This is a genomic window from Pseudomonadota bacterium (assembly GCA_013285465.1).
Classification (GTDB): Bacteria; Pseudomonadota; Alphaproteobacteria; order Micavibrionales; family CSBR16-224; genus CSBR16-224.
This window is the reverse complement of record CP053449.1, coordinates 2,589,311-2,602,643: the sequence shown is the minus strand read 5'-3', so window position 1 is coordinate 2,602,643 and position 13,333 is coordinate 2,589,311. Positions and strand designations below refer to the sequence as shown.

At 52.1% G+C, this 13,333-nt stretch carries 12 protein-coding genes; 9 read left to right on the top strand and 3 right to left on the bottom strand.

What is annotated here, in order from left to right:
* Positions 1 to 3: 3 nt before the first annotated feature.
* Positions 4 to 1,068, bottom strand: coding sequence for a uroporphyrinogen decarboxylase (locus tag HND56_12500; GenBank protein QKK06450.1), 1,065 nt, complete (start codon positions 1,066 to 1,068; stop codon positions 4 to 6).
* 431 nt (positions 1,069 to 1,499) lie between these two features.
* Here HND56_12500 and HND56_12495 point away from each other — a divergent pair, with 431 nt between their 5' ends.
* From HND56_12495 to HND56_12480, 4 genes are all read left to right on the top strand, one after another.
* Positions 1,500 to 2,135: a hypothetical protein gene (locus tag HND56_12495; GenBank protein QKK06449.1), complete on the top strand. Its 636-nt coding sequence runs from the start codon at positions 1,500 to 1,502 to the stop codon at positions 2,133 to 2,135.
* On the top strand, positions 2,135 to 3,211 hold the full coding sequence (locus tag HND56_12490; GenBank protein QKK06448.1) for an aminoglycoside phosphotransferase family protein: 1,077 nt from the start codon (positions 2,135 to 2,137) through the stop codon (positions 3,209 to 3,211). Before HND56_12495 ends, HND56_12490 begins: the two co-directional genes overlap by 1 nt.
* 236 nt (positions 3,212 to 3,447) lie before the next feature.
* Complete coding sequence (gene rho / locus HND56_12485; GenBank protein ID QKK06447.1) at positions 3,448 to 4,752, top strand: transcription termination factor Rho; 1,305 nt, start codon at positions 3,448 to 3,450, stop codon at positions 4,750 to 4,752.
* A gap of 16 nt (positions 4,753 to 4,768) precedes the next feature.
* Positions 4,769 to 5,146: a hypothetical protein gene (locus HND56_12480; GenBank protein QKK06446.1), complete on the top strand. Its 378-nt coding sequence runs from the start codon at positions 4,769 to 4,771 to the stop codon at positions 5,144 to 5,146.
* A 3-nt stretch (positions 5,147 to 5,149) separates the two neighbouring features.
* Here the strand turns inward: HND56_12480 and rnr are convergent, their stop codons facing one another.
* Positions 5,150 to 7,444, bottom strand: coding sequence for a ribonuclease R (gene rnr / locus HND56_12475; GenBank protein QKK06445.1), 2,295 nt, complete (start codon positions 7,442 to 7,444; stop codon positions 5,150 to 5,152).
* 47 nt (positions 7,445 to 7,491) lie between these two features.
* Positions 7,492 to 8,007 (bottom strand): hypothetical protein, encoded by a 516-nt coding sequence (locus tag HND56_12470; protein QKK06444.1) that lies wholly within the window; start codon positions 8,005 to 8,007, stop codon positions 7,492 to 7,494.
* A gap of 110 nt (positions 8,008 to 8,117) precedes the next feature.
* Here HND56_12470 and mnmG point away from each other — a divergent pair, with 110 nt between their 5' ends.
* The 5 genes from mnmG to HND56_12445 all read left to right on the top strand — a co-directional run bounded on the left by mnmG (position 8,118) and on the right by HND56_12445 (position 13,312).
* Positions 8,118 to 10,022 carry a tRNA uridine-5-carboxymethylaminomethyl(34) synthesis enzyme MnmG gene (gene mnmG, locus HND56_12465; GenBank protein QKK06443.1) on the top strand — a complete coding sequence of 635 codons (1,905 nt, stop codon included), beginning with the start codon at positions 8,118 to 8,120 and terminating at the stop codon, positions 10,020 to 10,022.
* Positions 10,023 to 10,027: 5 nt separating this feature from the next.
* A complete protein-coding gene (gene rsmG, locus HND56_12460) occupies positions 10,028 to 10,639 on the top strand; it encodes a 16S rRNA (guanine(527)-N(7))-methyltransferase RsmG (GenBank protein QKK06442.1) in 612 nt (203 codons plus the stop codon).
* 66 nt (positions 10,640 to 10,705) lie between these two features.
* Positions 10,706 to 11,530 carry a ParA family protein gene (locus HND56_12455; GenBank protein QKK06441.1) on the top strand — a complete coding sequence of 275 codons (825 nt, stop codon included), beginning with the start codon at positions 10,706 to 10,708 and terminating at the stop codon, positions 11,528 to 11,530.
* A gap of 34 nt (positions 11,531 to 11,564) precedes the next feature.
* Positions 11,565 to 12,506, top strand: a complete 942-nt coding sequence (locus HND56_12450) for a ParB/RepB/Spo0J family partition protein (GenBank protein QKK06655.1) — start codon at positions 11,565 to 11,567, stop codon at positions 12,504 to 12,506.
* 110 nt (positions 12,507 to 12,616) lie between these two features.
* On the top strand, positions 12,617 to 13,312 hold the full coding sequence (locus tag HND56_12445) for a hypothetical protein (GenBank protein QKK06440.1): 696 nt from the start codon (positions 12,617 to 12,619) through the stop codon (positions 13,310 to 13,312).
* The last annotated feature ends 21 nt before the right edge of the window (positions 13,313 to 13,333 follow it).

The following is a 13,333-nucleotide window of genomic DNA, read 5'->3' as shown; positions in this document are numbered from 1 at the left end:
ATTTTATGTCGACCCTTTTAGAAAAGCGGAAAGCTGCGCCACCGTTTCCGGTTTCGTCTCTTTGTTAATGCCGTGACCAAGATTAAAAATAAACGACCCGCCGGAAAACACATCCAGAATGCGCTGCGCCGCCGCCAGCATAACATCGCCTCCGGCCAGCAACAGGGCAGGATCAAGACAACCCTGCACGGGACAAATGCTTTGCAGCTCCTGCGCAGCCCATTCCGGCGGTAAAGTATAATCCAGCCCCAAAGCCGTCACGCCGGTCTGCTCTGCATAGTTTTTATACAGCAGTCCTGCACCCTTCGGGAAGCCGATGACCGGCACGTCCGGATAATCCTGCCGCAAAACCGCGACAATTTCCGCTGTCGGCGCAATCACATATTTCTCAAACATATCTTCGGGCAAAATGCCTGCCCAGCTGTCGAATATCTGTATGGCCTCTGCGCCGGCCTCAATCTGCCGTGACAGATAGGCTATGGTTGCTTCGGTCAAGACAGCGATCAGCGCATCCAGCTGATCCGGGCTCCGGTACATCATTTCACGGATTTTCATGAATTCCTTGCTGCCGCCGCCTTCAACCATATAGGTTGCAACAGTCCAGGGTGCACCGGCAAAACCGATCAGCGCCTGGTCGTCCAATGCGGGATCTTCCCGCAACAATGCCCGGGTTTTGCGCACGGTTTCATAAACAGGCGCTGCCTTGTCATGGAGATTGTCAACATCCAGCACACCGATATCCAATGCGCCCAGAACAGGCCCTTTGCCTTCCTGAAAAGCCACTTCCTGCCCCAAAGCATGCGGTACAACCAGAATATCGGAGAATAGAATCGCCGCATCCATACCGTAACGGCGCAGCGGTTGTACGGTGACTTCCGCCGCCAGTTCCGGCGTATAGCACAAATCCAGAAAACTGCCCGCATCTTTGCGCAAAGCACGGTATTCCGGCAGATACCGCCCGGCCTGCCGCATAAACCAGAAAGGCGGACGCGCCGCTTTTTCCCCCGCAAGCACCGCCAGCAGGGGCTTCTTCTGTCCGTCCGCATTTTTTTTGACTGCCTGTGTCACCGCTTTAAGCCTTTCTTTACCGCTTTTCGTCTAAACTCATCCCTCTTGACCGAACACCGATCAGGAATGACTAGAAGATGCCATTTTTTCACGCGCTGTCCAAATAAAAACAAATAACAATTAAAAAGAAAAAGAATATTGTTTTTGTAGGTTGGTGCTGTGAATCCTGTGCATAAAGACTTTTTCACAAGAAAGCCCACAGGGCAAGAAAAGGTCAAGCGACGGTTTTATTTAAGAAAAAGCGGTTTTTCCACAAGCTGTGCAGAAACCATGCTGCCTGTAAAAATAAACGGATAAGGCCGTATAGATACGGGGAAAAAAAATGACGCCGGACGGGTTTTGTACAGTTGTGCACATCTCATACAGTTTTTTCCACAAAGCCTGTGGAGGAATCGGACGGGAATATGCTACAGTTTTGAGGATGAACGGAAATGACAGCAGGAGCCAACGCAATGCCGCAAGTTGAATGGGAAAAACTGGATACACCGGATGTTCCGGCTTTCCTTGACGAGATCAATCCGCATATTGAACCGATCCCGTTCAATCCGGATTCAACAACGATCCGCAAGCGCCGTTTGCCCTTTTACCCGGATTATTCCTTTCTGGAAATGACGGATTTATCCGCTGTTCCTTCCGTGCGTAAATATGCCATTTATAAAAAAGATGATGTCAATGTCGTCAACTGGACGAACCAGACCATCTATGACGTGAATGAGAAAGCGCCCGTCAAATTAAGCGACAGCAATGTGGCGGATTATATCCGTTTCTTCTTTACCTATGTGCGCGGTCGTCACGGGCGTTTTATCGTGATCGAAAGCGTGGATGAAATTCACTGGCGTACCGAACCGCCGGCACAGGGACGCAAGGTTATTCAGGAAATGGTGCATCCGGTCAAAATTCTGTCCAAGGATGAAGACGGCGGCTATACGGCTGAAGCTTTTATGCTGTTCAAGGATTCGCTGTTCAAAACCACCGTGCATGTCACGCCCGACGGGATGGTCAATCTGTCGGATGAAGAGCTGAAAATCGAAGGCATGCCGATCGTACAGGATATGGCTGCCGAGTAATGACGACGGAGTCTTCCCCCGCATTTCATCCGGCGTTGCCCGAGCCGCCGGAAAGAGAGGCCCGCCCGGAATGGGCGGATTTGCCGCCGGAAGTGTTGTCGGAAATCGAAAAAATCACCGGAAAAATCTTAAACGCGGACATTGCCTGGGGCGGCTACAGCCCGTCGGCCTGTTTCCGTGCGACCGCGGCGGATGGCGGGAAATATTTTATAAAAGGATCCCATCCCGGCCAGACGGCGCACGGCGCTAAGGCGCTGCAGCAAGAAATCAACGCCTATAAAACACTCAAATTTTTGCAGGAGCTGGCGCCGCGTTTTCACGGCAGTATCTCCGTCGGAGATGAAGATGACTGGCGGCTGGGAATCTGGGATATGGTGGACGGCCAAACCGCCTTACCCTGGACCGTGGCAAAAACGCAGGCGGTGGTTGATCTGCTCTGGCGACTGCACAGCAGTGTTATGCGCGGCGATGTTGCGGATTTGCCTGACGGACGGGAAAGCAATCATGTCAGTGATTTTTTTCTTGGCGAAAGATTGTGGAAACGCTTTGAAAGAGAAGATGATTCAAACCGCCAGCAGCATTTTGCGGCGCTGTTTGAAGATGCGGATGCGGCGCGGCACTGGCTGGAGACACATTTGCCCGAACTTATACGCCTGCAAAGCCGTATGCGCGCAATGACGGGGCCGGAAGGCGTTGTGCATTTCGATCTGCGCTCGGACAATATCCTGTTTAACCCCGAATTCCGCGCCGTTATTGTGGATTGGACGGATACCTGCTGGGGGCAGGTGCTGCTGGATGTTGTGCTGTTTGCACAATGCGTGGCGGCGGAAAGCGGCATTCCGCCGCAGAGCATTATCAAATATTATGAAGAGGTCTCGGGACATCAATATCCGCGGGAGGATGTCCTCTCCGTTGTCGCGACGGTCACGGGATATTTTGCGGATAATGCGTGGCGATCCGTACCGCAGGAGCTGCCGCGTCTGCGCTGGGTGCAGTCAATATGCCTGCAGGCGGGGCTGTCATGGCTGGCCGCCGAGGGCGTTATTCCCCTGCCCGGGACGCTTTGCCGAAAATAGCCCCTGTTCCTTTTGGCATAGTTTATGTTGACAGGGGGGTGGGAATCGGCTAGAAAAAACATGTTACATCTGAATAACGACAACAATTCCCCCTTATAAATAATAGGAAATCTAGGAGTTTTGCGTTTCGGCCTCATTATTGGCCGCGTATCAGGGAAAAAGACATATCTTTTGAACCCGCTTTGTATCAACCGACGTTATAAACCCATCCCCAACATCATCAACGGTAATATTTCATGAATCTCCAAGAACTGAAATCCAAATCACCTGCCGACCTTTTAACCTATGCGGAAGAGATGGGCGTTGAAAATGCCGGCTCTATGCGCAAACAGGAAATCATGTTTGCTATTTTAAAGCGGCTGGCAGATAAGGATGAATCCATCGTCGGCAACGGCGTTCTCGAAATTTTGCAAGACGGCTTCGGTTTTCTGCGCTCTCCGGAAGAAAACTATCTTCCCGGTCCTGACGATATTTACGTATCGCCCAGCCAGATCAAACGCTTCGGGTTGCGCACAGGTGACACGATTGAAGGTGAAATCCGCGCCCCGAAAGATAACGAGCGCTATTTTGCCCTGCTGAAAGTCAGCTCGGTCAATTTCTCGAAACCCGATACGCTGAAACACCGCATCAATTTTGACAATCTGACCCCGCTCTATCCGGAAAGAAAAATCACGCTGGAGCTGGAAAACCCGACCCTGCCGACAATCGGTATGCCGAAAACCAACAGCAAGGGCGGCCATCAGCCGCAGATACAGCTGCAGCGGGTGATCGAGCTTGTCTCGCCGCTCGGTTTCGGACAGCGTGCACTTATCGTTGCGCCGCCGCGGACAGGTAAAACCGTGATGCTGCAAAATATCGCGCATTCGGTTGAAACCAACCATCCCGAAGCTTATCTGATCGTTCTGCTGATTGACGAGCGCCCTGAAGAGGTGACGGATATGGCCCGTTCGGTCAAGGGTGAGGTTATTTCCTCGACATTTGACGAACCCGCCGCCCGCCATGTTCAGGTTGCGGAAATGGTTCTTGAAAAAGCAAAACGCCTCGTCGAACATAAACGCGATGTCGTCATTCTGCTTGATTCCATCACGCGTCTGGCGCGTGCTTATAATACCGTCGTCCCCAGCTCCGGTAAGGTTCTGACCGGTGGTGTTGATGCCAATGCCCTGCAACGCCCGAAACGTTTCTTCGGCGCGGCACGGAATATTGAACAGGGCGGCTCGCTGACGATTATCGCCACCGCATTGATCGATACCGGAAGCCGTATGGATGAGGTCATCTTTGAGGAGTTCAAGGGAACAGGTAACTCCGAGATCGTGCTTGACCGCAAAATCTCCGACAAACGTGTCTTCCCGGCCATTGATATTCAAAAATCCGGTACACGGAAAGAGGAATTGCTGGTCGATCAGGACACATTGTCGAAAATGTGGGTTCTGCGCCGTATTCTCAACCCGATGGGCACCGTCGATGCTGTAGAATTCCTTGTCGACAAGATGCGGGATACCAAATGCAATGACGATTTCTTCCAGGCAATGAACCAGTAGGGGTGTTTCCGGCAAAATGCTGTTGCAGTTTTTCAAGCTTTTGCCGATTTCCATTCTGGCCCATGCCGCCATTCTTGCGGGAATTTTCTTTACCAGCGGCCATCTGATGTCCACGACATTGGCAGGTATCTACGCAAAAACAACGGAGCTGACGCGCATGTTGCTGTCACTGCCGCTGTTTTTCTTTTTCGGCAATTTCATGGTGGCGAAAAGCTATCAATGGTTTGATCCCGGCCTTGTGACGCCGGTCAACATCTTCAATATGATTATTCTGTCCGTGCTGATGACGGTAGTGTTTTTCGGCATGAAACCGCATTGGACGATTATTCCGGCAACATTAATGGTTGCCGGCGGCTGTGTCTGGGTCAATCTGCTGATCCGCCAGCCGCTTTAGCGCTTATTTCTGCCGCTTTTTACCTTTCGGCTTTTTGTGCTTTTTCTGAAAATCGCGCTTGTCGCGTTTTTTGCCGTCATCGTTAAGCTTTTTCCGCCGCGCCTGTCTATAAGGCTTGCGCATACCGCCATCGGGCGGCGGTTCGGGCATCTCGCGGCCGTCATATTCCACCAGCGTGAAAATCATACTGCCGCCCATGACATCGATTTCCTTCAGCTTGACCTTCACAGGCGCGCAAAGCTGGAAAGAGAATTTTGTTTTACGCCCGACCAGCATATGACGTTTTTCATCATGCATATAGTAATCATTGGGCAAAAGCCGGCAGGGAATAAACCCGTCCGAGCCTGTTTCCGTCAATGTCACAAATAATCCCGCACGGCTCATCCCGCCGATGGTGGCGCGGAATTCCGCACCGGTGCGGTCTTTCAGATACAGCGCGGCGAAACGGTCAACGGATTTGCGCTCCGCACCCATGGAACGGCGCTCGGTCTCGGAAATGTGATCGGCAATGGATTCAATCTGGGATATTTCATCATCCGTCAGCCCGTCTTTGCCCAGCTTAAAAATGCGGATCAAGGCGCGGTGCACGATCAGATCGGCATAACGGCGGATGGGAGAAGTAAAATGCGCGTAATGTGTCAGCGACAGGCCGAAATGTCCTTTGTTCTCAGGATGATAAAGAGCCTGACTCTGGCTGCGCAACACGATGGTATTGACGACTTCGGAAAATTTGGTGTTTTTGACTTTTTCCAAAATCGCATTAATGTCTTTTGGCACAGGACTCAGCGCCTTGGCCGCGCTTTGCCCGATGGATTTCAGGAAATCATTGGCGGCGGCCAGCCGTCCGGATTCCGGCGGCGGGTGAATACGGAAGATGCCGGGGACACCGCTATCCTCGATCGCCTGCGCAGCGGCAATATTGGCCAGAATCATAAATTCTTCGATCAGCTTATGACTGTCCAGCCGCGTGCGCCGCGTCATTTCTTTTACCGTTCCGTCCTCGTTCAGACGCACTTGATATTCGGGAAGATCCAGCTCCAAGGCACCGCGCACCGTGCGTGATTTGTCCAGAACATGAAATGCCTCGTAAAGCGGTTTGATGACGGTTTCCATCAGCGGCTTTGTCGTCGCGTCGGGATGGCCGTTATGGGCATCTTCCACCTGCTCATAAGTCAGGCGGGCTTTTGATTTCATCAAGCCGCGGATGAATTCATATTTTTGCAGCTCGCCATGTTTATCAATCCATAAATGCACAGCCATACAGGCGCGCGGCACATTCGGCATCAGCGAGCAAAGCTCGTTCGACAGTTTTTCCGGCAGCATCGGTACAACACGGTCGGGGAAATAGGTGGAATTGCCGCGTTCCAGCGCATGTTCGTTCAGCGGCGTACCGGGGCGGACGTAATAGGAAACATCGGCAATCGCGACAACAATATGCCAACCGCCCTTGTTCTGCGGGTCGGTATCGGGCTCGGCGAAAACGGCATCATCAAAATCGCGCGCATCCGCGCCGTCAATCGTGACCAGTGAAATATGCGACAAATCTTTGCGTGCGCCGCCGACTTCCGGTACGGACATATCTTCACATTCTTTTAAAACCTCATCAGGGAAAACATTCGGAATGCCTTCCTGATAAATGGCAATCAGAGTCAAAAGCTTGGGGTCATCCTGCTGTCCCAGCACATCGACGATACGGATATCGCGTCCCGGCGTATAAACGGCGGCAACAAGATCGTTTTCCTTTACCTTCTCCAGAAACTCTTTCGGAACAGGCAGCGGGGCGGGGTTGCCGCGCTCGGCGGGAAAAAACAGTGCAGCATCCGGCGTCGGGAAATGAATGGTGCCGACGATATGCGTGCTGTGTTCATGCGGGCTGAAATGTTTGATAATCCGCCCTTCATAGGTCTTGTTCTGTCCGTGCACAGGTCGCAGCCGCACCAGCGCTTTTGTGCCGACGGGGTCATTATCCTTGCCGGGCTTCATAATCACCAGCGGCGGACGTCCGTCACCATGCCATTTTTCCGGCACGGCCAGCCATTCGCCGTCACCGCCGATTTCCGTGATTTTGACTGTCGTTACGTCAGGCAGACCGCCCGGCGGCGCATAGCTTTTTCCGGCAGTCTGCGCCAGCATGCCGTCTTCGACCATTTGTTTTAAAAGCTGTTTAAAGGCAACGCGGTCCTGCCCCTGAATGCGGAAGGCGCGGGAAATTTCGCGTTTGGTTGCGGGCGTGCCGCTATCTTTGACGAAAGCAAGAATATCGTCAGCGCTGGGGAAATGCTTGCGGTTTTTTGACAATGGAAATAAGCCTTTGGCTAAGGTGATAAGCAGATTGTTCTTATTTGTTAGTGTATCCGTGTTTTGCCGTTGGGGGAAGGGGGCATGAAAGGATTTCTGTGCATGGCTTCAATTTGCTTTTTGCTGCGCATCGTATCCACGACATTATTGATGGTTTCCTGAATATGCCCGATGATCTGAAAGGCGGCTTTGCCGTCAATGGCCGAGAGGGCGCTGCTGGCCAGCTGAAACTCTTCCCGCGCCTTGGCAAAAAGCGGATTACGGGCGTAAAATTGCGCCAGACGGGCTTTTTCTTCTTCCGGCCTATCGCTATCCATATCGATATCGACTGTTTCCAGTTCAAAATCAAGATGATACTGCATAACGCGCTGTCCGGCGACATCCAGATCATGCAGCCGCTGCTGCGCTAAGCTTTCCAGACCTTCCGGCGTATAATTCATAAAAAATTCGCGCAAAACATCGGAAATCAGCGAAAATTCCCGCAACGGCGTCGCATGGCTGGTGAAATCGCCTTCAAGCTGGCGCTCTGTCAGGTTACGGGTCTTTTTATCCGTTTTATCCATGAAGACCTCATTCCGCTATGGCAGATAGCGGCAGTTTTTTGTTGCATAATTTCCGGCTCTTCTATATTCATAATACCAAAGAAACCCTAATAAATCGGAAAGACAGTGCCATGTCCGAAACACGGGCAAAACAGGATTATGATGTCATCGTCATCGGTGGCGGGCATGCAGGTTGCGAAGCTGCGGCGGCTTCCGCACGTATGGGCGCGAAAACATGTCTTGTCACCCATAAAAAAGACACGATCGGTGCCATGTCCTGCAATCCTGCCATTGGCGGGTTGGGTAAGGGGCATCTGGTGCGCGAGGTTGATGCGCTGGACGGCATTATGGGTCGCGCGGCAGATAAGGCGGGAATCCAGTTCCGTATGCTGAATGCCAGCAAAGGTCCGGCTGTGCGCGGGCCGCGCACACAAGCCGACCGCAAACTTTACCGCGCCGCCATTCAGGACATGATTTTCAACATGGAAAATCTCGCTGTACTGGAAGCGGCGGCGGAAGATATTCTGCTGGATGATCAAAATAGCGTCACAGCTGTTGTCACAGATGCGGGTGATACGCTTTTCTGCAAAGCTGTTGTGCTGACAACGGGAACATTCCTGCGCGGCATTATCCATCGCGGCACGACCCGCACACCGGCCGGGCGCATCGGCGAAGCGCCTGCGATCGGCCTTGCTGAAACACTGGACAGGCTGGAACTGCCGCTGGGACGGTTAAAAACAGGCACACCGCCGCGTTTGGATGGAACCACCATCAATTGGGATGTGCTGGAAGAACAATTCGCCGATCCCGCGCCTGTGCCGTTCTCCTTCCTGACAACGGAAATCACCGTGCCGCAGATCAGCTGTCACATTACCTATACAAGCCCTGAAACGCATGAGCTAATCCGCGACAACCTGCATGTCGCACCGATTTATTCCGGCCAGATCAAAAGCTCCGGCCCGCGTTACTGTCCCTCGATCGAAGATAAAGTCGTGCGTTTTGCCGATAAGGAACGCCACCAGATTTTCCTTGAACCCGAAGGGCTTGATGATGATACGGTCTATCCGAACGGTATTTCAACCTCCTTGCCCGCAGATGTGCAAGAGGCGGTTTTGAAAACCATTCCCGGTCTGGAAAATGCCGTCATTCTTCAGCATGGCTATGCCATCGAATATGATTATATTGACCCCCGCGCATTGAAACATACGCTGGAGGTGAAAAAAGCCGAAGGGCTGTTTATGGCAGGACAGATCAACGGCACCACAGGTTATGAGGAAGCGGCGGCGCAAGGCCTTATTGCAGGCATTAATGCCGCCCTCCGCGTTGCCGGCGAGGGAGAGGTCTTTACACTTGACCGCGCCGAAGCCTATGCAGGCGTGATGATTGATGATCTGGTCACGCTGGGCGTGACGGAGCCTTACCGTATGTTTACCTCGCGCGCCGAATACCGTTTGCTGCTACGTGCTGATAATGCCGACCAGCGTCTGACGTCGCGGGGCATTGTGATCGGCTGTGTCAGTACGGAAAGGGCGGCGGCGTTTACCGCAAAAATAACGGCTCTGGAGACCGCACAGCAGAAAATGCGCGAGGAAATGAAGGAAACCCCGCATGCGCTGGCGCAGCGCGGGATTGATATTACACAGGACGGTGTGCGCCGCTCCGCTTTTGAGCTGTTGCGTTTCCCGCATGTGAGCTTTGAGACACTGACGGAAATCTGGCCGGAATTGGCAGAGATTTCCCCCGCTATTCGCGAGCAAATCGAAATTGACGCGCAATATTCCGGCTATATTGAACGGCAGCAGGCGGATGTCGATATGTTCCGCAAGGACGCATCACTGCAAATCCCCGATGACCTCGATTATGACGGCATCGGCGGATTGTCGCAGGAGATCCGTTTGAAATTTATCGCACACCGCCCGAAAACGCTGGAGGCGGCGGGGCGCATTTCCGGTGTAACCCCCGCGGCACTGGTCGCGCTTTTGCGCTACGTCAAAAAAGGCGGAAAATCCGCCAAAAACAGCCGTAAAACAGCGTAAACCCCATGCAATATCAGGAATTTTGCGACAGCGCCGGTTTTGATGTTTCACGTGAAACATTCGCGCGTCTGGAACTTTATGCAGAGCTTCTTGAAAAATGGCAAAACAGTATCAATCTTGTCAGTAAGAATACGCTTACCGATATGTGGCAGCGCCATTTTCTGGATTCGGCGCAGCTTTACCCGCTTGTGAAAGAAAAAACCGGCGCATTGGTCGATATCGGCAGTGGCGCCGGTTTTCCGGGGCTGGTTTTGGCTATCTTGGGTGTAAAAGATATACATCTGGTCGAATCCGATATCCGTAAAGCCGTATTCCTGCGTGAAGTCGCGCGGGCCTGTGATGCGCCCGTTAAAGTTCATGCCTGTCGTATCGAAGAATCACCGGTACGGAATGCGGAAATTGTGACGGCACGTGCTTTGGCCGCTTTACCGCAATTGCTGGATTACGCCGCACCGCTTTTGAAAGGGGGAGGTTCCTGTATTTTCCTGAAAGGCCAGACGGCAGAGGAGGAAATTGCGGCAGCACAGGAAAACTGGAAATTTTCCATTAAAAAACAGCCAAGTATAACCGGTGATGACGGCGTTGTGCTGGTGCTGGAAGAGATCGCACGGCTGTAAAATGTTTCACGTGAAACATTTTCTGCTGGAATGCGGGTTTAAATTCCTGTATCTATAATACCCATCATGACAAGAAAAAAGACAGACACACATTTTATCAGTATCGCAAATCAAAAAGGCGGCGTCGGTAAAACGACGACGGCGGTGAATCTTGCAACGGCTTTGGCGGCTGTCGGGCGGCGGGTTCTGCTGGTGGATCTTGATCCGCAGGGAAATGCCTCTACCGGCTTCGGTATTGACCGCGCCAGCCGCGTCAACGGCACATATGAAGTATTGTTCGGAGAGTGCGGCGTTGCGGAGGCGGCTGTTGAAACCCGCGTGCCGCGCCTGTTTGTGATTCCGTCATCAGTTCATTTGTCCGGTGCGGAGATTGAGCTGGTGGACGCAAAAAACCGCGAATCGCGGCTGCGCAAAGCCTTTGAAAAATATGACGGGACGGCATTTGATTATGTGTTATTTGATTGCCCGCCATCGCTTAACTTATTGACTTTAAACGCGCTTGTTTGTTCAAACGGCGTGATTGTGCCGCTGCAATGCGAGTTTTACGCTCTGGAAGGTCTGGCGCATCTGGTACGCACGATTGAGCGGGTTTGCAGCAGCTTTAACAGCAGATTGTCACTGGAGGGCATTGTTCTGACCATGTATGACAAGCGCAATAATCTTTCCGGTCAGGTCGCGGAAGATGTGCGTGCGCATTTTGGCGATAAGGTGTTTAAGGCGGTTATTCCACGGAATGTTCGTATTTCCGAGGCGCCGTCCTATGGATTGCCGGCAATTGTTTATGATATGCGTTGCCCGGGATCGCAGGCTTATATTCAATTGGCGCGGGAAGTTCTGCGCCGCCACAGCCGCACGAAAGCGGAGAAACAGAAGGGCCAAGAAGCGGCATAACTAAGGAGGCAGTATGAGCGGACAATCATCACAGATGAAAAAGAAAAAACGCGGCGGCCTTGGTCGCGGCCTCGATGCTCTGTTTCAGGATGGCGCATCCGATTATGCCGATTTTGCAGCGGCTTTGGCGGAAGATGCGGATGAAGGGGAATTATCCGGCGCTGTTGAAACGGCGGCTCGTAAGGCGGGTGTAAAAATTCAGGAACTGCCTGTCACGGCGCTGGTGCCGGGAAAATACCAGCCGCGCCGTCATTTTGCGGATGAAAAAATGAAGCAGCTGGTCGAATCGGTGAAAATTCACGGCGTGCTGCAGCCGCTTTTGGTGCGCCCGCTTAATGGCGGCGATTACGAAATTGTCGCGGGGGAGCGCCGCTGGCGTGCCGCGCAGGAAGCGCAGCTGCATAATCTGCCTGTTGTCATTAAAGAGATTGATGACCGCACGGCGCTGGAAATCGCGCTGATTGAAAACCTGCAACGTCAGGATTTGAACCCTGTGGAAGAAGCGGAAGGTTATCAGCGCCTGATCGAAGAATTTTCCTACCGTCAGGAAGATCTGGCCGGACAGCTTGGCAAAAGCCGCAGCCATGTTGCCAATACGCTGCGCCTGTTGAAGCTGCCTGTCGTTGTTGCGGATTATTTGCGTGAAGGATTATTGAGCGCAGGACATGCCCGTGCGATTCTGGGTGCTGCGGATATGAAGGCGCTGGCAGATATTGTTGTTAAACAAGGACTTAGCGTGCGTGAAACGGAACGCCGCGCCGCCGGAGCGGTGAAGGGCAAAATAGCGAAAAAAGCCGCGGCAAAACCGGAAAAGAAAAGTGTTGATCTGATTGCGCTGGAAGAAAAACTGACAGGCCAGCTGGGGCTGAAAGTGACGATTGACCCGGAAAACGGGCATCCCGAGCGCGGCACGATGACGATCTCATACCGTGATCTGGATCAGCTGGATAGTTTATTGCGGAAATTTTCGGCATAATTTTAAATTGACAAGAACATATGTAATATATAGGATAATGCTGTTCAAACACGCAAATTTTTTGTAAGTAAGAATTCTAGACAATACAAACACCAAAAGGAAATAGCACAATGATCCCGAAATTTACTTTGGCAAAGCTGGGTATAACCTTTGCGAAGGCTGTCAGCAAGCACCGCAAAAAGATTCTTCATGTCGGCGATGTTGAGCTTTTGGTGCGTGACCTTGGCCAGGCTTTGAATGACCAGCACCACACATTGATTAATCCGCGCAACAGCACGATTGAAACCGCTTACGAGATTCTTCCGCAAATGGCGGAAGTCCGCGTGTTGACAGGTGTTGTACGCAAGCATTTGAACATTGATCCGAAAAAGGATCAGGTTGAAGCGATGAAAGAGATTGTCGAAAAAATGGAAGCCGAAGGCAGTGATGCCGCGGATGATATTAAAGACAATCTGAAATGGCTGGATGAATTCTATTCCAGCGACGAGGCAAAAGAGCTGATGTCGATGGAAGTCACGGAAGTCGAAACGCCCGGCGGTCTGCTGGATTACAAAGGTGCGTTTAAAACCGTGAAACAGGCGGCCAGCCGCGCTTTTGACGAAACAATGAAAGCGCATAAATTTATGTCGCTGGCGAAAAAATTCGAAGAAATGCAGCGCCGCGAAAAACGTGAAGCTGAAAAGGCTGCGAAAACGCCGGATCAAACTGCAAATGATACGACGCCTGCGGCGCAGCAGAAATCCGAAAACGATAATAAAACAACACGTCCGGCACCGAAAAAGCCGGATAATAAGAAACAGCCTTAAACCTGTTTTTGCAAAAAAAAT

What these genes read in the sequence shown, in the direction of transcription:
- HND56_12495 (QKK06449.1), top strand. Translation starts at nt 1,500, where the DNA reads ATGACAGCAGGAGCCAACGCAATGCCGCAAGTTGAATGGGAAAAACTG.
- HND56_12490 (QKK06448.1), top strand. Translation starts at nt 2,135, where the DNA reads ATGACGACGGAGTCTTCCCCCGCATTTCATCCGGCGTTGCCCGAGCCG.
- rho (QKK06447.1), top strand. Translation starts at nt 3,448, where the DNA reads ATGAATCTCCAAGAACTGAAATCCAAATCACCTGCCGACCTTTTAACC.
- HND56_12480 (QKK06446.1), top strand. Translation starts at nt 4,769, where the DNA reads ATGCTGTTGCAGTTTTTCAAGCTTTTGCCGATTTCCATTCTGGCCCAT.
- HND56_12470 (QKK06444.1), bottom strand. Translation starts at nt 8,007, where the DNA reads ATGGATAAAACGGATAAAAAGACCCGTAACCTGACAGAGCGCCAGCTT.
- mnmG (QKK06443.1), top strand. Translation starts at nt 8,118, where the DNA reads ATGTCCGAAACACGGGCAAAACAGGATTATGATGTCATCGTCATCGGT.
- rsmG (QKK06442.1), top strand. Translation starts at nt 10,028, where the DNA reads ATGCAATATCAGGAATTTTGCGACAGCGCCGGTTTTGATGTTTCACGT.
- HND56_12455 (QKK06441.1), top strand. Translation starts at nt 10,706, where the DNA reads ATGACAAGAAAAAAGACAGACACACATTTTATCAGTATCGCAAATCAA.
- HND56_12450 (QKK06655.1), top strand. Translation starts at nt 11,565, where the DNA reads ATGAAAAAGAAAAAACGCGGCGGCCTTGGTCGCGGCCTCGATGCTCTG.
- HND56_12445 (QKK06440.1), top strand. Translation starts at nt 12,617, where the DNA reads ATGATCCCGAAATTTACTTTGGCAAAGCTGGGTATAACCTTTGCGAAG.